This window comes from Okeania sp. SIO2F5 (genome assembly GCF_010692685.1).
In the GTDB taxonomy this organism is placed as follows: domain Bacteria; phylum Cyanobacteriota; class Cyanobacteriia; order Cyanobacteriales; family Microcoleaceae; genus Okeania; species Okeania hirsuta.
Genome location: NZ_JAAHGU010000098.1, coordinates 1 through 21,456, shown reverse-complemented (window position 1 = coordinate 21,456; position 21,456 = coordinate 1). Strand labels below are relative to the sequence as shown.

The window sequence follows — 21,456 nt, the reverse complement described above, 5'->3', positions numbered from 1 at the left end:
TTAAAAAATAAAAACAAAAAAAATATAGGCGGATTAACTAATTGAATCTGTCAAATTCTACCAATTTCCCTTAAAATTTTATTAACGGCTATTACAATTTTATTAAAAAATAATACTGTTTTAGATTTTTGTGTTTTAATTTTCCTCTTTTAAACACAAAATAATTCTTCAACTTTGTTATCACTAAATATTGTAATTGTCAAGACAAAAACTTTTATAGTTTTGAATTATGGAATGGCAAGAAAATTCTGGTAATTGGGTACTAATACCTTCTCACCCCAAAGCAGTCATACATTTTTTGGGAGGAGCGTTTGTTGCAACTGCACCCAATGTAACTTATCGGTGGTTATTGGAAATGCTAGCAAATCAAGGATATGCAGTAATAGCGACTCCTTTTGTCAATACTTTAGATCATTTAGCAATGGCTAAAAATGTTCTCAGCAGTTTTGATAGCTGTCTCAATCTTATTTATGCTCAAAGAATACTGCGAAAAAAAAGTCTACCTATATATGGCATTGGGCATAGCATGGGATGTAAGTTGCATTTACTGATAGGTAGCTTATTTTCTCTAGAAAGAGCTGGAAATATTTTGATATCTTTTAATAATTCTGCAGCTCGTGATGCAATACCCTTGGTGGAACAGATATCTCCTGTGATAAAAGTAGAATTTACTCCATCTCCTAAGATTACAAACCGCCTAATTCAAAAGCGTTATCAAATTCGGCGCAATTTATTGATTAAATTTAAAGACGATGATATAGATCAAACTCTTCGTTTGAGTGATTTGTTGAGATTACGTTTTCCCGATCTAGTGACAGTTAAAAGATTAAATGGAAATCATTTAACACCTTTGGGCCAAGACATAAATTGGCCTGTAGGAAAAGTATATACTCCTATAGATGCGATCGGTCAATGGCTCAAACAAGAAGTTTATCGAGACCTCAATCAACTTAAACGTGAAATTTTGCTTTGGCTCAATCCATTGGCAAAAATCTCATAGCTTTACACTCACACATTTTAGATTTAGCTGTTACTGTCAGAAGTTTGATTTTGTTCTTTGGGATATGGCCAATAATCTTTACTAATTAACAAACAATTCCGATTTTCGGATGTACTACGGGTATAACTAATATTGTCTGCTATGGCATACATAAGTTTTATACCCCGTCCACCAGGAGCAAACATATCTGTTTGAGCTGGTTGTGCTTTTAACCATTCTTCCAAGTCAAAAGGCGGACCACAATCCCAAATTCTAATTTCTGTGTGGTCACTGAATATTGTAACTTCAATGTCTATAAGTGTTTCTCTAGATAAATCTCTATGGGCATGGCGGGCTGCATTAGTAAAACCTTCAGCCAAAGCTAGCTCACACTGTAGCCAAACTGTTTTCGGAATAGCTGCTTGATATAATTGTTCAAACCATGACAAAACTTTGTCGTTTTCTCTAAGGTCTGAACTAACTTGTAAAAAAGCACTATGTTTCGTAGGTAATTTATCAGATCCTTTGACTTTATTCACACTTACTGTCTTAAATTTATTACATAATATTTTAGGTATATCCTAAGCTATATTGTAAAGTATGTGTATAAAATTTATGTAAATAATTAAAAAAAATGAAGAAAGTTGATGAAAAAAGGGATTCGATCCCAATGTAAGATTGAAGACCACTAATTTTTAAAAGGCGTGGGAGAATTAAACCCAATATCTGCAAAATGAAGGAATTAAGAAAAGAAAAAAAATATTAGCACTTTACTTATATCCTTCCTCCTGCTTCATTCAAATGAAGCGAGTGAAATAAAAACTCCTGTTGGTCTACTCACTTTTATGTTGGCTTTAGCCGAAACAGTGAATTGTTTAACTGAGTGCATGATGTATAAAATTTTGGTTATTGATGATGATATTGCCATTCAGGAATTGCTCAAAAGAGTTCTCCAGAAACAGGGTTATGAAGTGACGGTAGCAAGTAATGGTGAAGATGGTTTTCAACAGGCACAAAATTTACAACCTGCTTTGATTATCTGTGACTGGGTCATGCCACGACTCACAGGAATAGAGGTATGCAGCCGAGTTAAAACAAATTCTGAACTATCTACTACTTTCTTCATTTTATTAACTTCTTTAGGAACGGTTCAAGATCGAGTTAAGGGTCTGGACGCAGGTGCTGATGACTTTATTTCTAAACCAATAGAAATGAGTGAATTGACCGCCAGGGTCAGAGCAGGGTTACGATTACATCAGCTATCTCAAGACTTACAAACCCAAAAGCGACTATTAGAAGCAGAATTAGCTGAAGCTGCTGATTATGTGCGCTCTCTTCTACCAGAACCCTTAATGGAACCAGTAAAAGTTGAATCACAGTTTATTCCTTCCCACAAATTAGGAGGAGACTGCTTTGATTATTATTGGCTAGACGACAATTACTTGGCTATGTATTTACTGGATGTAGCTGGCCATGGTTTACGGGCAGCACTTCCTTCTGTGTCAGTTTTGAATTTATTAAGGTCGAAGGCAATACCGAATATAGATTACCATCAACCTAGTGATGTACTTAGAGCTTTAAATAATACTTACCAGATGACCTATCAAAATGACAAATACTTTACAATCTGGTATGGGGTGTATAATCGCTCTGAAAATCAACTGGTATATGCAAGTGCAGGTCATCCTCCGGCTGTTTTAATCTTAGGTAATGGTCAGCCTAGTCAGGTGAATAAGTTGAAAACTCCAGGAGTACCTATTGGTATGTTTCCAGATGTGACTTATGTTGATAATTCTTGTTTAGTTGAGAAGTTAAGTTCTCTGTATATCTTTAGTGATGGTGTTTATGAAATTCCTCAACCTGGAGGAGAAATCTGGGGTATAGATAACTTTATCGATCTAATTTTAGAGTACCATAAATACGGTTATTTTCATCTAGATAAGATATTAAACTATGTGCGAGATTTGAATTGTGGTCATGCCTTTAGTGATGATTTTTCTTTACTAAAAATTATTTTTGGTTAGCTTGCTGATATAAGCTAAGAGACATTTAGGTTTTATGTTCTTTGTTAAGGGTTAAGGGTTCCCTTTGATCAAGAAGTTCTATAGTTTAAATGTTCAAAAGCTTATATCAGGTGTGATAAATATTTGTTAAAAATACTTAGGGTGTTTGTAGTAGTCTGTCAAGATAGTTTTGAGGGGTCATATTACCCAAAAAACATTACCCAAAAATCACAGTTACAAAAATCTATCCATCACTTCAAAGTTGACAGACCACTAATAGTTTGCAGATATGCCTTCAGTAAAATCTGCCTTTAGTAACATCTTTGATTATGTAGAAACAGCTAATTTTTTTGCCAATATCTGTCGAAAGCCAAATGGTCAATTAATTTATATTGGTGGTCAAAAAGCTAATCCTGAAAATGCTATTAAGATACCTGCAATAGCTGAATAGGGAACTGGATATGTTGCTGAAAACGGAAATATTATCTATATTGTAACAGGTGCTACTTTAAGTATTGTAGAAAATGGTAAGACTATCAGTGAAGAACAAATAACCTATGTGTGTAGTCAATTTTTTGAAAAAGTATGTCAAGAGAGATAGTAGCTCTATTGATTTTTATTTCAAGAAAGTTTAATTCGCCTCCCTTGCCAGATATGCTTTTTATTGAATCATAGAAATTTAATTATTAAATTTTGCTTCTATGTTGTATCATGGAATCCATTAATTAATTTATCGGAGAACTAAACTGTGAATTTTGTTAAGACTAATCAACAGCTCTTAAAGTTAGGACTGTTGACAATTACTACATTCTTTTTATATACATTTTTAGCAAAAGCTCTAGCATATCATAACAATCTAGAAACAGAGCAAGGAACTATATTATTAGCTGAACTTCCCCGGAATAATCGGCGTATTTGTCTTCAACGTGGAGACAACTGGTCTGAAGTAAATTATTTTGAATCCAAGAACTATTTTGCCAATATTTGTCGTCAACCAAATGGTAAATTAATGTTAGTTGCAGGCAGAAAATCTAATCCGAATCAAGTTTTAGAGTTACCTGTAGAATTTAATCAAGGATATGCTGCAATTGATGGAAATAAAACTTTCAGAGTGAATGATGGTTCTTTTAGTCTAGCAATCAATGGTCTGGTCGTGAAGAGAGAAGAAATTACTTATCAACAACAATAAAACTAGGTATTGTTGATTTGCGATTGAAGCAAAAATTAAAAATTTAAGATGTTAGAGTAATTATTTCCTCTATTCATTATGATAAATCAATACAAACAGTCTCTAATATATTTCGGTGGTTCTGTATATGTAGTGATAAAATTGTGGTCAGGCGATATAGCTGCTGCTAGTCTCCCCCTCTCATGTAGCGCAGCGAAACCCTTCATTTAGTTTCTATATCAATTGCTAATCAGAGCCATTGTTTGTGATTTTTATGGTCAACAAATGACTACATTTAATTACATTGGATGATGAGTTTACCCAGTTTTTTCTTAGTATATTTAATAGACCGAGAAACTTCAGCATACTTATTATTAACGTAATTCTGGAACCATTTTTTCGACACACCTGTTACACGAATTAAAAAGTGCCAAACTAATTTATCAATTAATTCTTTGGCTTCATTACTAAATATAATTTATTTTACTATTTTTCACAAATTTTCACAGACAATTTTGACACTGATATTTTTGTTTTTCCGAAGTGAATAATCCCATTTTTAACAATATAATTACTACCACAACTAGGGCAGATATGAATTATAGAGATAGAGATTTTTTATGACTACTGTCAATAGATAATAGCATACTTTTTGGTTAGAATGTTTGGGGTTAATTCCTGATGATTTTATAGCTGATTATATGAAGCGTTTTGCTGCGCGACATGAAAGGCAGAGCCTAGAGGCAGCTATATTGCCTAGACAATAATTTTTAAATTTTTCAGCAGGAGAAAACGTAACTGGAGAGTACAAAGTTCTTCTAAAAAACGGTGTGCTCTCAAGACTGATAAGTATTACTGGAAAAGGCTTACCGAAGAATTAAATAATTAAATAATTAAATAATTCAGGTTGAAAGCTTCCCCTTTCAAGGGGAAAAAAATAAATTTTTTCCTTTTAGTTAATCCTCTCCCTTTTAGGGAGAGGTAATTATCCATTATCCATTATCCATGGATGAAAGCACCTATTATTCTGAATCGATAGTTTTTAACCTTGAGTCCCTGAAAGCCTTGGCTAGCAATAGTTATTCCAAGAACTTTACACTGTCTAAAAACGTAATATTTTCAAGATTAATCTCAAAAACTAATAATTTATATTGACTTATCACTACATATACAGGACTATCACTTATCTAGTGTACATACAGCATTAATATCTACATCTCAATCCCAATAAAAAAATTTTCCAGTTTACAAAATTATACCTTTCTGGTCATCAGTGACTACAACTTCATTTTCGTCAAAGGGTACATCACCAGTGTTAGTCACTTCATAAGTCCCAGTAACTGTCTCACCAGCAGCAATTTCTACTGCTTCCTCTATGGTGTCAGCATCTACACCATTAGTGAACTTTTCAATGTCAATACCAGGGTCTTGAGGATCTGGTTCGCCGTTAACGTAGTGACTAGGATCTTCGTCGGTGACATCATCAGCAACAACTTTACCAATATTTTTATAGATGCCGTCACCTATGCTGTCAAAATCTAACCCAGAAATAGCACTGCTACCAGCAAGTTCAACTTCCCAAATAATTCAATTGCTATCTGTCTCAAATGAAGGGGTGTCATTCTTGGGAATCTCAATGGGTATTGTAAATTGGCGTTGGTAAATTACAGGATGAAATTTGTAGGGGCAATCCCCCAATGATTAACCGGGGTAGGTTACAGAGCGCTACCCCAAAATATAAATCATCCCATTAATTACCAACGCTGTAAATTCAATTACTTGAGTACCCGCAGTTATTGTTTGATTAATCAAAGGTTGTTCTAGGATGATTTTTTTAGAACTTCTTCTTTTTCTTTGAGTTATATCATGTCCGGATAATTAGTGATAAAAAAACTTTCTGCTTCTCCTCCTCTTTCTTCCCCCGTGACTCACTCCTCCTGTACCTCGCCCATCCGACGGCTTCCCTACCTGACTCCTCCGTCGTTGATTTATAACTGTTCAACCAGACATAATATTACTTTTGCTAATGTAAAATGCTTCCCTATTTTATAGTGTAAAACAGAGAAGCACTTACCGATCGCTTAAAGCAATTTATGCTTCGTCTAAAGCAACAATACCTGGTAATTCCTTACCTTCCAACAATTCCAAACTAGCACCACCACCAGTAGAAATATGACTCATTTTTTCTCCCAAATTCAACTGCTCTACAGCAGCAACAGAGTCACCACCACCAATAATAGTAATAGCATCCTGTTTATCCGCAAGAGTCCGGGCGATCGCTTCAGTACCCTTAGCAAATTTCTCCATTTCAAACACGCCCATTGGACCGTTCCAAATTACTGTTTTGCAGTCTGCTAAAGCATCTTGGAAAACCTTCGCAGAGTCAGGACCGATATCCAAACCCATCCAACCATCAGGAATAGCTTCAACACTAACAGTTTGAGTATTAGCTTCTGCGTCAAACTTATCAGCTACAACCACATCAGTAGGCAATAACATCTCTACACCTTTCTCTTTTGCTTTAGCTTCAAGAGACTTAGCCAATTCCAACTTATCGTCTTCAACCAAAGATTTACCCACACTTAAACCACGAGCTTTGTAGAAAGTAAAAATCATTCCACCACCCAACAGCAACTTATCGCACTTATCTAACAAAGCATCAATCACACCAATCTTACTAGAAACCTTAGAACCACCAATAATAGCAGCCAAAGGTTTTTGAGGATTATCAATTGCACCTTGGAGGAATTTTAATTCCTTTTCAATTAAATAACCACCGACAGAAGGACTCAAATATTTAGTCACGCCCTCAGTGGAAGCATGGGCACGGTGAGCAGTTCCAAAAGCATCATTCACATATACATCTGCCACAGAAGCAAGTTGCTTGGCAAACTCTGGGTCATTTTTCTCCTCTCCAGGGTAGAAGCGAACATTCTCCAGCAAAACTACATCGCCATCTTGCATCGCTGCTACAGTAGAAGCTACATCCTCACCAATGCAGTCGTCACACTTTTTAACTTCCTTACCCAATACTTCAGAGAGTCTTTCTCCCACAAGAGTAAGACGCATACCATCATTTACTTTTCCCTTCGGACGTCCAAAATGGCTAGTCAAGATAACTTTTGCACCTTTACCAATTAAATCTTGAATTGTGGGAAGAGCTGCCCGAATCCTAGTATCATCTGTAATACTACCATTATCAACAGGCACATTAAAGTCTGCCCGCATGAGTACCTTTTTGCCAGATAAGTCAGATGCCGATAAATTTGCTACAGTTTTTTTTGTCACAGGATTAATCTCCTAAGTATTTGTTTTATCAATGTCCATTAATTGGGATTGTATGGCCTATAAATGGATAAAATTAGGTTACACCAATTCGTTCACGGTAAACATTTTATCGGAGTCCGTGCCCCAAATATACTTCTATGTTTAAAACAGTTCTATTTCCTGTAGACCGTAGCCGAGAAGCTCGCGAAGCTGCGGAAAAAGTGATTAACATTGTCAAGACATATCAAGCTCGCTTGGTAGTAATTTCAGTGCGAGAAGTAGTTTCAGAAGGCCAGGAAGCTTTCCACCCAGAAATGACTTCTGAGCAAACAGTTACCCAACTTTTAGAGGAGGCTAAGGCTCTATTTGCCGGGCAGGGTATTGAAGCTGAAACGATCCAAAGGGAAGGCCATCCGGCTTTTACTATCTGTGATGTGGCAGATGAGATTAATGCTGACTTAATTGTGATTGGCTGCCGAGGTATTGGTTTGAGTGAGGAAGGAGCTACTGATAGTGTTAGTAACCGGATTATTAATCTGTCTCCTTGTCCAATTTTGGTAGTACCTTAGATTTTAGATTTTAGAGTTTAGGGGAATTTGGGATTTGGCAAAATAGAAAAGGTGATGATTTGGGATTTTTTTAGAGAAATGCTTCCTGGTATCAGTTTTGTGAACAAAAACTAGCGGGTCTGCTAATAGCTAAAAATTTGACAAATTATTTTCCTCTGTTCCATTCTTTGCCTTTCTTCTTGCCACCCTCACCCCCCAAAAAAACAAAAAACTATCTCAACTTCTAGGCAAATACTCAGCGTAATCAGCAGAATTGCTTTGGCTAAAAATGCGGATTATGTTGGGAAAAATCGGGTTTCTATGAGAAAAATAGGATTAAGAACTGGGAAAAGCAGGTTTTTGGATATTTTCATAGCTAGAGCTTTGTTTTTGCTTCACTATTTGTAAACCTTCCTTAAGTGCAGTCAGGCGATCGCCCATCCAGTAATTCTCTGGAATTAAGCCAGCAATTCCCAGCTTTTCTAACCGGCGTTTTACCTTTCCAGTTGCTCCAACCATAATGATATCTCGTCCAGCATCGATCGCCTCTTGAATGGCATTTTCAATCGCTAAAGAAGAAGTTACCCCTAGAATTGGCACTTCACTCAAATCGACAATCAACACATCATAATTACCAATGGCACTATGTTCTCTGGAAATCGCTTTGGCTACTCCAAAAATCATTGGCCCGCTCAAATGAAACAGCAAAACTCGGCCATTTGCCAAATCCAAAATTTGCTTTTCTTCGTCATTCATTACGATTTGATCGTCCGCATCAGTAATCGCTTTTACAGACTGAGATTGCATTTCTTCGAGACGTTCAATGGTTAAAATATTCGCGATAAAAACTCCCACGGCAACCGCTACCATTAAATCCACAAATACCGTGAGTAGTACCACACTATAAACAATTCCAGCAGCTTTCCAAGAAATGTTGTGAACCCGTTTGAGGAAACCCCAATCAATAATATCAATTCCCACCTTTAAGACAATTCCTGCTAACACAGCTAGGGGAATTCCGGAAGTTAAAGGTGCTGCCCATAACACAACAATTAACAGTGCTAAAGCGCGACTAATGCCAGCTAAAGCGGTGCGTCCCCCCGCTTGGATACTAACTACAGTTGCTGTTGTTGCTCCAGAACCAGCAATTCCACCACATAAACCTGTAATTAAGTTAGCCACCCCTTGACTGATTAATTCTTTATTAGATTTATGTTCAGTTCTGGTCAAACTATCTGATACCAAACAAGTTAATAGGCAATCAATAGAACCCACCATACCCAAAACCATGGCATTTACAAACATTAACCGTAAATTTTCAGCGGTAAATGTAGGAATTTGCAGTTGTGGCAAACCGGGGGTAATTTCTCCAATTGTAGCGATCGTCCGAATTTCTATATTTCCAAAGAAAATCAAAGAAATCGCTGTACCAATTACCAAAGCTATTAGTTGGGGAGGGACTAACTTTTTTAGTTTGGCGGGACAAAAGAACAAAATTCCTAGAGTAATTAACCCTAACAACGTTTCCCATGGATTAATATTGGTAATCAAATTAGGGAAAGCCTTAATCACGCCAATTACTCCACCAGAGGGGGTTTGTTGACCGATAAACGGCGCAATTTGCAAAAAAATCAAAATCACGCCAATTCCTGTCATAAAACCGGAAATGACGTTATAAGGAAGCATGGTAATATACTTTCCCAACCGCAGGACTCCAAATAGGATTTGAAAGATACCCGCCATCATCACCACGGTAAAGGCCATTGCCAGACCACTTTCGGGATTTACGGCCATTAATTCGGCGATAACAGCGGTGACAATGACCGTCATCGGTCCAGTTGGTTCAGAGATTAGACTAGGGGTGCCACCAAATAAAGCGGCAAAAAATCCGACTAAGATTGCTCCCCATAACCCTGCAGCAGCACCTGCTCCAGAAGCAATTCCGAAAGCTAGTGCCATTGGTAAGGCCACCACTGCAGCAGTTAACCCGCCAAAAATATCTCCTTTTAGGTTTCGGAAATGAATCGTATTGGTAATTTGCATGAAAGATTTCCCTGAATCACCGAAAAACTGGGTTTGAAGCCTCCCCCTAGAAGCTATGCTTTACCCACATCTGTTAAATTCCTTACAGGATAGGGGAGAGAGGGGAGAGGGGGAAGAGGGGGAAGAGAAGACTTTCCTGCCATTTCTCATATCTAGGACATAGGTGGCTAAAAGTGAATAAGGCAATTTCGGCATTTGCCAACTCTGACTAGCTACTTAAACCATCTCCCCACACGGACCACACGGACCACACGGACCACCCTGCAATGCTTCTAAGACTTATGGGTAAAGCATAGCCCTAGAAGGGGGACTTTTGATTTGATTTAATACCCACAAATATCCTATAGTATTGTGAGTTAAAAACGATAATTATGAAAGCTAGGTACAAATATCGAATTTATCCAACACCGGGACAAAAATACCAATTAGCAAAGCTATTTGGTTGTGTCCGCACAGTCTGGAACGATAGTCTAGCTTGTTGTCAGGAAAAGTATGCTTTAGGCCAGAAAAAACCAAGTAACTCTGAATTACAAAAACTCTTTATTACTCAAGCTAAAAAAACTAAAAATAGGGAGTGGTTGTCGGAAGTTTCAGTAGTCCCATTGCAACAATCATTAAATGATTTAAATCAGGCTTACCAAAACTTTTTTAATTCAACTAAAAGTAAGAGAAAAGGTAAAGCAATTAAACCTCCCAGGTTTAAAAAGCGAAGGTCAAGACAAACTGCTAGGTTTAGCTTAAGAGGATTTCAAGTAAATGAAGACAAAGTATATTTAGCAAAAATCGGCTTATTAAAAGTAGTATGGTCAAGACCTTTACCAGGAGAACCATCATCAGTAACAGTAATCAAAGATTGTAGGGGCGATTCGCGAATCGCCCCTACTGGATACTTCTTGAGTTTTGTAGTAGAAATTCAAGCACAAAAACTACCAGAATCTAGCAAATCAGTAGGCATAGATTTAGGAATTTCTACTTTTGCCACATTCAGCAATGGTCAAAAAGTAGAAGCACCAAAACCATTAAAAAAACGAATTAAAAAATATAGAAAATTAAGTAAATCATTATCAAAAAAAAGTAATGGTTATAAACGATATGAAAAAGCCAGACTTAGGATAGCTAAATTTTCCTACGGAATGCTACGCAAACATGCCAGATTAAAAGACACTAGAACCGATTTTCTACATAAATTATCTACCGAAATAATTCGTAAAAACCAAACAATTATTCTGGAAGATTTAAACGTTTCAGGTATGATTAAGAACCGGAAATTGTCCAGATCCATTAGTGATTTAGGCTGGAGACAATTTCGTACATTATTAGAAGGAAAAGCAGAAAAGTACGGTCGCGAGCTAAGAGTAATTAGTCGTTGGGAAGCTACGACTCAAATCTGTTCATGTTGCCGTTTTCGAGGGGGAAAATTACACCTGAAAGTGCGAGAATGGGAGTGCCTTAACTGTGGTACAAAGCACGACCGGGATGAAAACGCAGCAATAAATATATTAGTCTCCGGAGGACATTCGGAGACAAAAAACGGACGTGGAGGGAAGCGTCAGACTACCGCCAAGGAAGCAGCACCCTGTGTTAGCGACAGCTATGCGCCAGCAAAGCGTCAACCCACCAAAGAGCTACGGCTCAGTAGGAATCTTCGCACCTTTAGGCCGGAGAGGATGTCAAAATATTAAGATGCTACATCTGAATACTTTACCATAAAACAGCTTTATTTTTAGTGCCTCTTTTAGAGGAGCATTCCAATAGGAATGCTGCGCAAATGCTTGACTTCCGCAAAGCGGTTGAATTTATTCAATGACTATACAATGGTATCCGGGCCATATTGCGAAGGCCGAACGAAATCTTAAGGAACAACTGAAACGGGTTGATGTGGTTCTCGAAGTTCGAGATGCTCGTATCCCGCTGACTACTAATCATCCCCAGATGTCTGAGTGGGTGGGAAATAAGGCGCGGGTATTGGTATTGAACCGCATGGATATGATTTCTTCGGATGTGATGAAGATTTGGCAGGAATGGTTTGAAGCTGAGGGACAAGTGCCTTATTTTACTAATGCTAAGTTGGGTGATGGGGTGAAGGGTGTGGCCAAGGCGGCGCGGGAAGCTGGTCGTGCTGTTAATCAAAGACGGCGCGATCGCGGGATGTTACCTCGTCCTGTTCGTGCTGTGGTTATTGGTTTTCCTAATGTGGGAAAGTCTGCTCTGATTAATAGGTTGTTGAAGAGGAAGGTTGTTGAGAGTGCTAGACGTGCTGGTGTGACTAAGCAGTTAAGATGGGTACGGATATCTGATGAGATTGAATTGTTGGATGCTCCTGGGGTAATTCCTAGTAGGATTAAAAATGAAGAGGATGCGATTAAGTTGGCTATTTGTGAAGATATTGGCGATGCTGCTTATGATAATCAGCGAATTGTTGCTAGTTTGATTGATTTGTTGATGTCTCTAGAGGTTGATAGTAATGGTTTTGTTTCTGCTTCTTGTTTAGAATATCGTTATGAGTTAAAAGCGAGTAATTATACAGGTGAAAGTTATTTACATGAGGTTGCAAATCAACTTTTTCAAGGAGATGTTGAGCGTACTGCTAGACGAATTTTGGATGATTTTCGTAAGGGTTTATTAGGGCAAATACCTTTGGAGTTACCTTTGAATAGGGAGTAGGGGAGAAGTGGAGTAGGGGAGCAGAGAAAAAGAGTATAGATTGTTGGCTAAACTACTTCAGTTATTGAAAATAATCTATTTTTTAATGCACTTTTTCTCTTCAAAAAGCCTCTCAAAGAGATACACATAACTTATCTATTTTGTCGGTTTTTTGTTAAGAATAGCTATTAAAACAAGACTTACGCCAAGGTACTATATATAGAGTTAAAAAAACTCTAACGTTAGAGTTTTTCACTCTATATATGTGGTCTGGTGCGTAAGTCCTATAAAATAGAAATTAGGGAATAGGGAATGGGCACTATTACTTGTCACTTAGTCACTTATTTTTTACTATAACTTTATTAAGTTTATTTAATAAATAAGCGATCGCTCAAAAATTTTATCTAGGATATTAATAATTTAAAAAAGTTTTTACTATCAAAAAAATGTCAAATATATTTGGAAATATTGGTCCAGCCGGAGCTAAGAATCTCTCTCTTGATTTTCAGGAACTTGTTGAGAAATATCAATTAAAAATTCCAGGATTAATTCATATTGGCGCTCATTATGGTCAGGAGTACGAAATTTATCAAAAATTAAATATAGTTAACTTGGTTTTTTTTGAACCTCTGACTGAAAATTTTGAAATTCTTAAAAGCCACGTTGGAGAAAATGTTAGGTTATTTCAGAAGGCTTTAGGGAATGAAAATAAAACAGTTAAAATGTATGTAGAAAGTGCGAATAATGCAATGTCATCTTCTGTTTTACAGCCTAAAAAACATTTGGAACAATATCCTGAGATTATTTTTGATAGAGAAGAATTTGTGGAGATGGTAAGACTAGATGATATTTTAGAGGATAAAGAAAACTATAATTTCTTGATTATTGATGTACAAGGATATGAGTTAGAAGTTTTGAAAGGTAGTCGAAAAACTCTGAAAAATATTGATTATATTCTGACTGAAGTTAACCGAGATGAATTATATGAAAATTGTGCCAGGGTTGAGGAGTTAGATGAATTTCTAGGAAGGTTTGATTTTCAAAGACTTGAAACAAATTGGGAAGGAGAAACTTGGGGAGATGCTTTTTATCTAAAGAGGTAGTTTTTTGTTTAATTACTGTTAGGTTGGTAAGAATAAGAAAAGGTGGTAGTTCCAAGGGTAAATTCTTCCTGTAAATCTCCACGATCTGGACAGCGGAACGGAGTTCTATCGCTACTAGATTCACCATTTGTTAGATTTTTTAGTTGAATAAAAAGTCATGCGTATGTACGAGCAACCACCATTAAATACAAAGTATCACAATTTTTTTGAGGATGCAAGGGAAAATACTCCTGCGCCACCGATTTTTTAGTAGTGCTTCACAGAATGATGTTTTCCTTTACTTTATAAACTCTTGTAGGGATAGTAAAAGTAGAATTATTGTATTTGAACGACTTATCGGAAAATTTGCTCAATGCAAAATAGGATAGGAATATCATCTCCGGAACCAAGATAAATTGTAATGGAGAAAAAATTAATACAGACAAATAAATTATGAACAATTCAATTATCACATTAGTAGATGACTTACCCACTGGTGGAATTACAGTTTCAGCATTACGCGCTCTAGATTTCATCGTACCTGGAGAATGGAACAATTTAGTAGGTTTTAAAAATACAGTTCGGGAAGTTACTGGCAAAGATAAACCTCAAAAAATTCAGAAAATTAGCGAACGCGCTCTATGGATATATAATGACAAATCTCAAGGATATCAAGACGCTATCTGGGTTTACCAAACTTTAGATAAAGCTGATGCTGCTATGGGTGCGGCAGCAATGGCCAACAAAATTGGTGGAAAAATCTCTTTCCTCAGTTTCCTGAATAAATTAACCCCATCAGCAGATAAAACTCAGGCAGTTGATTTAGCAATTAAGGTGGTGGCTGAGTTGGTTGCTTTCTGCAAATTAAATGGAATGCCAACTAGAGAAAGTTTAGGAGATTTTTCCGCAGCTTTGGTAGAAGAATATAGTGGCCCTTCTTTGATGCGAATGGTTGCTTTGGTGTGTTTTGATGGGTTGATTCCTTTAGGACCTGATTTTGTCGATCGCGTGGGAGATATTATTGGAGGAATGAGTTCTGCTGGTCTGCAACGAAATCCTTTGTTTCAGAAGGTAAATAATTTGATTCCTGGTGATAGTACCCAGGGTAAGCTTGATTTTATTGGTAATAGTTTTGATTCGGTTAGGGGTTGGATGAGTAATTTAGTGTCGTCGCGAGGATTAGACCCTCAAATGATTATCGATCATTTACAAGGTTTTGTTGAAATTGCTGATGATAAGTTGGATTATTTGGCGGCTTTTCTCGATTTGACTACTAATTATTTTGAACATACTGGTACTCAAACTGTAGCTCGTCGTTTGATTTTGCAAGCGGCAGAGGAAGTTTAATCCCTTAATTTGCTGATAATCAAAAAATTTTCTGTAGGTTGGGTTGAGGCAACGTTAGCGGAGCTTATCTGAAAGATAAACCCAACACTACTAATATTGTTACTTTGTAGGTTAAAACAATTCTTCTTTATTTCTGATTTTTTGGGTTGCGCTGTCGCTTAACCCAATCTACAATATCTTTTGTTGAATAAAAAATCATGCGTAGGTACGAGCGAACCCCAATAATTACATACTACTATGATTTTTTTGCCGATGCAAGGGGAATATCCTACCGTTTTTTTGGTGCTTCATAGAATGAGTTATTGGTTTGTTATGGTAGCGATCGCCCTGTGAGTTTATTTATAATATGCTTGCTTCTAAAATGCTTTTTTAGCGTTGAATAAAAAATCATGCGTAGGTACGAGCGAACCCCAATAATTACATACTACTATGATTTTTTTGCCGATGCAAGGGGAATATCCTGCCGATTTTTTTTGGTGCTTCACAGAATGAGTTATTGGTTTGTTATGGTAGCGATCGCGCTGTGAGTTTATTTATATATTTATAAAAGTCTCTATGGGAGAAATCTTTTGGTGCTTCACACAATGATTTTTTTGTCTTCTGATGCTATTGTTGGCGATCGCTTTTGAGCCTCTATATATATGCTTGGTTTATAAAATGCTGTTTTTTAGTTGAATAAAAAATCATGCGTAGGTACGAGCGAACCCCAATAATTACATACTACCATGATTTTTTTGGGGATGCAAGGGGAATTTCCTGCCGTTTTTTTTGGTGCTTCACAGAATGAGTGACTGGTTTGTGATGGTAGCGATCGCGCTGTGAGTTTATTTATATATTTATAAAAGTCTCTATGGGAGAAATCTTTTGGTGCTTCACACAATGATTTTTTGTCTTCTGATGCTATTGTTGGCGATCGCTTTTGAGCCTCTATATATATGCTTGGTTTATAAAATGCTGTTTTTTAGTTGAATAAAAAGTCATGCATAGGTAAAAACAACTCCCAATAATTACATACTACCATGATTTTTTTGGGGATGCAAGGGGAATTTCCTGCCGATTTTTTTGGTGCTTCACAGAATGCAGACTCAGATTAATCATCCCTACATCTGTAGCAAAATCCTTGTCTTGCCCTGACTTCTGCAACTGTGAAAAAAAATTTTTCCCATGGAGCGGGCAGGAGAAGAGAAAAAAGAAAAAAAGAGAAAAGGGTTAAAGAGTTCTCCCATCATCACACACAATACGAAAACCAAAATCATAGTCATGGTCTACACGTCTATTGTAGTAGAGACGGATAGCTGAACGGCAGAGAAAAGGATAGTTGCTCCACGAACCTCCCCGCAGTGGAGAACGATTCTCATTTCCATCCAACCAAGCACTGCCATCAGTAGGCGCACCACTATAATTATCGTGCCATTCATCAGCGCACCATTCCCAAACATTCCCGTGCATATCGTACAAACCAAAAGTATTGGGAGGAAAAATTCCTACATTTGTTGTTTTGTTGCGATATATTCCTTTGGGTGCAGAAGCATAAGTTTCCCTAGCATTATAGTTAGCTAACTCAGTCGTTATAGTTTTTCCAAAATAAAATGGTGTTGTTGTTCCTGCTCGACAAGCATATTCCCACTGACTCTCACTGGGTAAGCGATAGTTTTTACCTGTTATTTGTGAGAATATTTCACAAAACTCTGTAGCTTTGTACCAATTTACTCTTTCTACAGGGCGGTTTGCACCTTTAAACCTAGAAAAATTATTACCCATAACTGCTTGCCATTGTACTTGAGTGACTGGATACTTTCCCATGAAAAATTCTGGCACATCTACATTATGTTGCGGACCTTCATTATCATATCTCCCTGCTTCCTTATCTGGAGACCCCATAATAAAGCTACCCGCAGGAATTTTTACCATTTCTAGGGTAACTCCATTACCGAGGTTTTCTATGATTACTTCTACTTGATGTTGACGGCGACTAATTATTTCTCCTCTGCTGTTGACTGTAACGGTGGTAAATTTCTGAATGGAAGTTTTGGGTTGTGGTGCTGGTTTTGGTTCAGGAGTAGGAATAATTTCTGGAGATGGTTGATTCCACCAATCTTTACTTAACATTGCTGCTGCAAACCCACTTCCTGCTAAACCTCCTAATATCAATATTTTTCTTCTGGTTTTATTAGGTTGGGTTTGGGGTGGGGATGGAACTGTTGTTGCTTGTTTTGGTGCTAGTGTGGGTGTGAGTAGGTTTACTTTTGCTGTTGATGTTTGTGTCGGTGTAGGTGGGTTTACTTTTACCGTCGTTTTTGCTAGTACAAGTTCACTCAATGCTTCTAATACTTCTGTGGCGTTTTCATAACGCTGTGGAAAATATTCCTGCACCATCCTATCTAATATATTTGCTAGATAGTTACTTACTTTTGCTTGGTTTCGCCAGATAACATTTCCTGTCTTTGGGTCTGTGGGTAAATTTTGGGGGTCTTTGCCTGTCAGTGCTTTTATTCCTACCATTCCTACTGCATATATATCGCTACTCAGTTTTGGTCTGCCGTTACTTTGTTCGCTTGGCATATAACCAGGTGTTCCTACTGCCACAGTTAAAATAGTTGTTCCTGGTTGATTGGTAGTCAATACAGTTATTTCTTTGACTGCTCCAAAGTCTATCAATACTATTTTTTTATCTGACCTGCGACGCATCAAGTTTTGTGGTTTGATGTCTCGGTGAATTATATTGTTTTGATGAGCTTTTTCTAATGCTTCTAATATTCCTTTGAGTAATGTAATAGTGTAAGACTCGCTTAATTTTTTCCCTGATGTTAGTTCTTTGCTTATATCTTGCCCTTCTATATATTCTTGTACTAGGTAAAATTCTGTTGCTTCTTGGAAATGGGCAAATAGTTTTGGTATTTGGTCTGAGTCTTTGCCTAGTTTGTATAAGGTTTCTGCTTCTGTTTCAAATAATCTTTGGGCAATGGTTAATGTTCCTGGGTCTGAACTTTTGGGTGATAGGTGTTTGACTACGCATTTAGGTTTGCCTGGTAAATCTAAATCTTCAGCTAAGTAGGTATCTCCGAATCCTCCACGTCCGAGGGACTGAATAATTTTGTAGCGTTGTCTCAGGATTTTTCCAGACTGCATGACTTTTTCACTTATCAGTTCAGTTATTCAGATATTCAGACTTCTTCGTATACTATCTAGCCTTGTTTCAAAAAAAATTTTTTTCAACCTGTGTAATTTAATTTTGCTGTTAAGTTAGGGAAATATGGTTTTTTTGGCCTCATTTATTTGAGTATATATGAGCGCACCTTTTCCATTATATTTATAATATCATGTCAAGTTTTTTTGTCAACCCCCTTTTTTCAGTTATCAGTTATCAAATTTCTTTGTACACTGCCTAGCTTTGTTTCAAAATTTTTCCAAATCGCTTCTTTTAAAAATCCTGTTTCTTGTGTATAAGTTATTTTCTGATTGCCCTAAAAATACCCTAAAGTAACAGATTTAAACTATACCCATCTACTTTTTTCTTCTTCCTTCTTCAATTTTTATAGCACTACGCAAATAGGGCGCGGAAATTTATAAATGCTCAAACTAAGTCAGGGATTACTTCTAACTTGTGACTTCTAACTTCTAACTTCTGACTTGCGCGTAGCGCCATACTTCTTACTATAAAGTAGAGGTAATAGGATATTTTTTTATTAGGGGATAACAAAGTTGCTTTCACAAAATCCGATTGTTACATTTACGATTCTTTTATTAGTAATTCTCACTCTCCCACCTCTATTTGAACGTCTCAGACTTCCAGGATTAGTTGGTTTATTAGTGGCAGGAATTTTTTTAGGTGGAGATGGATTAAAATTACTAGACCCCGAAACAGAAACGATGAAATTATTATCAGACATTGGTAAGGTTTATCTGATGTTTGTCGCGGGATTAGAAATTGATTTAATAGAGTTTAAAAAACATCAAGACCGCTCTCTTGGTTTTGGCATTGCCACATTTTTATTGCCACTTATTACTGGTACATTAATTGCCAAAATATTTGGTTTGGGTTGGAATGGTGCGATTTTAACAGGTTCTTTACTTGCTTCTCATACTCTCTTAGGTTATCCCATTGTACAGCAGTTGGGTGTAGTGGGAAATCAAGCGATTACTGTGACTATTGGGGCGACAATATTTACTGATATTGCTGCTTTATTAGTATTGGCAATTTGTGTGTCGATTAATGCTGGTAATTTCTCTGTGATTAGTTTGGCAATTCAATTGGGAAGTTTGGCTATTTATGCGGGAGTAATTCTCTGGGGTTTTCAATGGGTAGGTAAACAATTTTTCCGGCGAACTACTAATCAAGAAAGTAATCAATTTTTATTTGTTTTGTTGGTTGTGTTCATTGCTGCTTTGGGTGCAACATTGATTAATGTCGATCAAATTGTTGGTGCTTTTTTGGCAGGTTTAGCGATTAATGATGTGGTGGGTAAAAGTCCGGTTAAGGAAAAAATAGAGTTTGTTGGGAGTGTTTTATTTATTCCTTGTTTTTTTGTTGATATGGGATTATTGCTGGATATGTCGGCTTTTGTGAATACTTTTTTAACTAGCTTTGAATTAACTTTATCTATTATTTTTGGTTTGCTTGGAAGTAAATTTTTAGCTGCATTTTTAGCAAAAAAGATTTATAAATATAATTGGTATGAAACTATGAGTATGTGGTCTCTATCAATGCCACAAGTTGCTGCTACTTTAGCTGCTGCATTGGTGGGTTTGCAAGTAGGAATATTACCAGAGGTGATATTTAATAGTGTAATTTTTTTGATGTTGGTAACATCTATTTTTGGTCCGATTCTTACTGCTAAATTTGCGAGTAAAATTTCTTTGCCAGAGGTAGATTTTACATCGGATAATTCTTTGATTTGGTGGGAAACTCATCAGCAAGTTCCAGATAGTTTTACAGAGAGGGTTGATGGAATTGTTAACCATAAGTTTGTTGTATTAGTGCCAGTATATTTTTCTCCAGAACAAACAAAATATTTAATTGAAATGGCAGTAATGTTGGCAAAACATGAGGGAGGTTTAATGATTCCTTTATCCATAGTTAAAGGTTACGTCAATATGGATTCTCCTCAGTTAAATTTGGCTTTACAACAGAGCAGTAAAAGGTTAAGTTCTGCTTTGGAAATTAGTCAAAGTTTTGAAGTTGAAGCTGCTCCAGAAATCCGAATTTATGATGATTTTGCTAAAGGTGTTAGTCGCACAGCACGGGAAAAAAATTCTAGTCTAATTGTCATGGGTTGGCACAAGACTACTGGTATTAAAGCTCGTTTATTTGGAAATATAATAGACCGGGTATTTTGGTCTGCTCATTGTCCGGTAGCTGTGGTACGTTTGTTGGAAAATCCGATGAATATTAATAGAATTTTAGTACCAGTTAAAAATATTACTCCCCAGGCATTAAGAACTGTACGTTTTGCTCAACTTTTTGCTGATACTAATCAAGCTTCTGTAACTCTACTTCATGTATGCGATCGCCAGACTTCTAAAGAACAAATTACTAAGTTTCATTCCCAACTTTCTCTACTTATTTCTCAAGGAAAAACTCAGGTGAAATCGAGAATTAAAATTATTCGTTATGATGATGTTGCCCCTGTAATTAGTAAGGCAGCAAAATCATATCAATTAGTAGTATTACGCTCTATGCGACGACGTACTGCGGCAGGATTATCTGTTAGTGATGTTACTACTAAAGTTTTGTCAGAAATTACTTGTTCAGTTGTTATATTTGGAGAACCTTATTCTTGATTTGAAGGAACAGGGAATAGGAAACAGTAATAAAGTTTGACAGAGTTGTTGTTATTTTTTATATCATGTCTGGTTGAATACTTAATAAATGCAAACATTGATTGGCGATCGCAGGATTTGGTGTCAACCATAATGCTATGGAATAGTATTTTGTCTTTAGTTACATTTTATACTTTTGTAAGTGAAGCGAAACTAAATTAGGACTTACGCATGAGGTACGAAAAACTAGGATTTGAGATTGCTTTCCGTTCCGGACTGCTACGCAAACTCTGTCGGTCACAATGACGAAAATACCTTGTACTACCTAAGTCCTATAACAAGGCCGAAAATTTGTATGAGTATTTTTGACTTAATTAATTAAAATAAATTCTTAATAAAAAGATGAGCCTTAAATTTATATTATCTAAAAATTTTTATCGTCTAATACAAAGTCGAGTTATTTTATACTGTTTAGCCTATCCACCAATCTATAGCAATGAGCGCTGGCATCTTTACATATTACATAAATATTGATAATGTAACATAAAAGTAACTGTATGAGCTGTATTTTTCATAAATTAGGCGATCGCTAAAGGTTAAAGTTTTAAGGATGCGT

General features: G+C 36.6%; 14 protein-coding genes. 10 read left to right on the top strand and 4 right to left on the bottom strand.

Features of this window, described 5'->3' with window-relative positions:
• Positions 1-229 precede the first annotated feature (229 nt).
• Positions 230-1,000: a DUF1350 family protein gene (locus F6K27_RS23495; protein ID WP_287279074.1), complete on the top strand. Its 771-nt coding sequence runs from the start codon at positions 230-232 to the stop codon at positions 998-1,000.
• Between the two features lie 23 nt (positions 1,001-1,023).
• On the opposite strand, the gene F6K27_RS23490 is transcribed toward F6K27_RS23495, so the two are convergent.
• Complete coding sequence (locus tag F6K27_RS23490) at positions 1,024-1,518, bottom strand: ATP-binding protein (RefSeq protein WP_124147333.1); 495 nt, start codon at positions 1,516-1,518, stop codon at positions 1,024-1,026.
• Positions 1,519-1,869: 351 nt separating this feature from the next.
• Here F6K27_RS23490 and F6K27_RS23485 point away from each other — a divergent pair, with 351 nt between their 5' ends.
• The 3 genes from F6K27_RS23485 (at position 1,870) to F6K27_RS23475 (ending at position 4,171) form a co-directional block, all read left to right on the top strand.
• Positions 1,870-3,003 carry a PP2C family protein-serine/threonine phosphatase gene (locus F6K27_RS23485; protein ID WP_287279076.1) on the top strand — a complete coding sequence of 378 codons (1,134 nt, stop codon included), beginning with the start codon at positions 1,870-1,872 and terminating at the stop codon, positions 3,001-3,003.
• Positions 3,004-3,271: 268 nt separating this feature from the next.
• Positions 3,272-3,433 (top strand): hypothetical protein, encoded by a 162-nt coding sequence (locus tag F6K27_RS23480; RefSeq protein ID WP_161564718.1) that lies wholly within the window; start codon positions 3,272-3,274, stop codon positions 3,431-3,433.
• A gap of 297 nt (positions 3,434-3,730) precedes the next feature.
• The gene (locus F6K27_RS23475) at positions 3,731-4,171 is read left to right on the top strand and encodes a hypothetical protein (RefSeq protein WP_287279073.1); all 441 of its coding nucleotides are present in this window, start codon (positions 3,731-3,733) and stop codon (positions 4,169-4,171) included.
• 2,070 nt (positions 4,172-6,241) lie between these two features.
• On the opposite strand, the gene F6K27_RS23470 is transcribed toward F6K27_RS23475, so the two are convergent.
• Positions 6,242-7,438 (bottom strand): phosphoglycerate kinase, encoded by a 1,197-nt coding sequence (locus F6K27_RS23470; protein ID WP_287279072.1) that lies wholly within the window; start codon positions 7,436-7,438, stop codon positions 6,242-6,244.
• A 137-nt stretch (positions 7,439-7,575) separates the two neighbouring features.
• On the opposite strand from F6K27_RS23470, the gene F6K27_RS23465 reads away from it, so the two are divergent.
• Positions 7,576-7,986 (top strand): universal stress protein, encoded by a 411-nt coding sequence (locus tag F6K27_RS23465; RefSeq protein ID WP_287279071.1) that lies wholly within the window; start codon positions 7,576-7,578, stop codon positions 7,984-7,986.
• A 315-nt stretch (positions 7,987-8,301) separates the two neighbouring features.
• On the opposite strand, the gene F6K27_RS23460 is transcribed toward F6K27_RS23465, so the two are convergent.
• A complete protein-coding gene (locus tag F6K27_RS23460) occupies positions 8,302-10,008 on the bottom strand; it encodes a SulP family inorganic anion transporter (RefSeq protein WP_287279070.1) in 1,707 nt (568 codons plus the stop codon).
• Positions 10,009-10,379: 371 nt separating this feature from the next.
• On the opposite strand from F6K27_RS23460, the gene F6K27_RS23455 reads away from it, so the two are divergent.
• The 4 genes from F6K27_RS23455 (at position 10,380) to F6K27_RS23440 (ending at position 15,080) form a co-directional block, all read left to right on the top strand.
• The gene (locus tag F6K27_RS23455) at positions 10,380-11,690 is read left to right on the top strand and encodes an RNA-guided endonuclease TnpB family protein (protein ID WP_287279069.1); all 1,311 of its coding nucleotides are present in this window, start codon (positions 10,380-10,382) and stop codon (positions 11,688-11,690) included.
• A 121-nt stretch (positions 11,691-11,811) separates the two neighbouring features.
• Positions 11,812-12,672, top strand: a complete 861-nt coding sequence (ylqF, locus tag F6K27_RS23450; protein ID WP_287279068.1) for a ribosome biogenesis GTPase YlqF — start codon at positions 11,812-11,814, stop codon at positions 12,670-12,672.
• Positions 12,673-13,097: 425 nt separating this feature from the next.
• Complete coding sequence (locus F6K27_RS23445) at positions 13,098-13,754, top strand: FkbM family methyltransferase (RefSeq protein ID WP_287279067.1); 657 nt, start codon at positions 13,098-13,100, stop codon at positions 13,752-13,754.
• Between the two features lie 432 nt (positions 13,755-14,186).
• The gene (locus tag F6K27_RS23440; protein ID WP_287284572.1) at positions 14,187-15,080 is read left to right on the top strand and encodes a hypothetical protein; all 894 of its coding nucleotides are present in this window, start codon (positions 14,187-14,189) and stop codon (positions 15,078-15,080) included.
• A 1,209-nt stretch (positions 15,081-16,289) separates the two neighbouring features.
• Here the strand turns inward: F6K27_RS23440 and F6K27_RS23435 are convergent.
• Complete coding sequence (locus tag F6K27_RS23435) at positions 16,290-18,209, bottom strand: bifunctional serine/threonine-protein kinase/formylglycine-generating enzyme family protein (RefSeq protein ID WP_287279853.1); 1,920 nt, start codon at positions 18,207-18,209, stop codon at positions 16,290-16,292.
• 573 nt (positions 18,210-18,782) lie between these two features.
• Between F6K27_RS23435 and F6K27_RS23430 the strand changes: the two genes are divergently transcribed.
• Positions 18,783-20,861, top strand: coding sequence for a cation:proton antiporter (locus tag F6K27_RS23430; RefSeq protein ID WP_287279851.1), 2,079 nt, complete (start codon positions 18,783-18,785; stop codon positions 20,859-20,861).
• The last annotated feature ends 595 nt before the right edge of the window (positions 20,862-21,456 follow it).

Bases quoted from the DNA above. Each gene is read 5' to 3' on its own strand.
- F6K27_RS23495 (WP_287279074.1), top strand. From the start codon at position 230: ATGGAATGGCAAGAAAATTCTGGTAATTGGGTACTAATACCTTCTCAC.
- F6K27_RS23485 (WP_287279076.1), top strand. From the start codon at position 1,870: ATGTATAAAATTTTGGTTATTGATGATGATATTGCCATTCAGGAATTG.
- F6K27_RS23480 (WP_161564718.1), top strand. From the start codon at position 3,272: ATGCCTTCAGTAAAATCTGCCTTTAGTAACATCTTTGATTATGTAGAA.
- F6K27_RS23465 (WP_287279071.1), top strand. From the start codon at position 7,576: ATGTTTAAAACAGTTCTATTTCCTGTAGACCGTAGCCGAGAAGCTCGC.
- F6K27_RS23460 (WP_287279070.1), bottom strand. From the start codon at position 10,008: ATGCAAATTACCAATACGATTCATTTCCGAAACCTAAAAGGAGATATT.
- F6K27_RS23455 (WP_287279069.1), top strand. From the start codon at position 10,380: ATGAAAGCTAGGTACAAATATCGAATTTATCCAACACCGGGACAAAAA.
- ylqF (WP_287279068.1), top strand. From the start codon at position 11,812: ATGACTATACAATGGTATCCGGGCCATATTGCGAAGGCCGAACGAAAT.
- F6K27_RS23445 (WP_287279067.1), top strand. From the start codon at position 13,098: ATGTCAAATATATTTGGAAATATTGGTCCAGCCGGAGCTAAGAATCTC.
- F6K27_RS23440 (WP_287284572.1), top strand. From the start codon at position 14,187: ATGAACAATTCAATTATCACATTAGTAGATGACTTACCCACTGGTGGA.
- F6K27_RS23435 (WP_287279853.1), bottom strand. From the start codon at position 18,209: ATGCAGTCTGGAAAAATCCTGAGACAACGCTACAAAATTATTCAGTCC.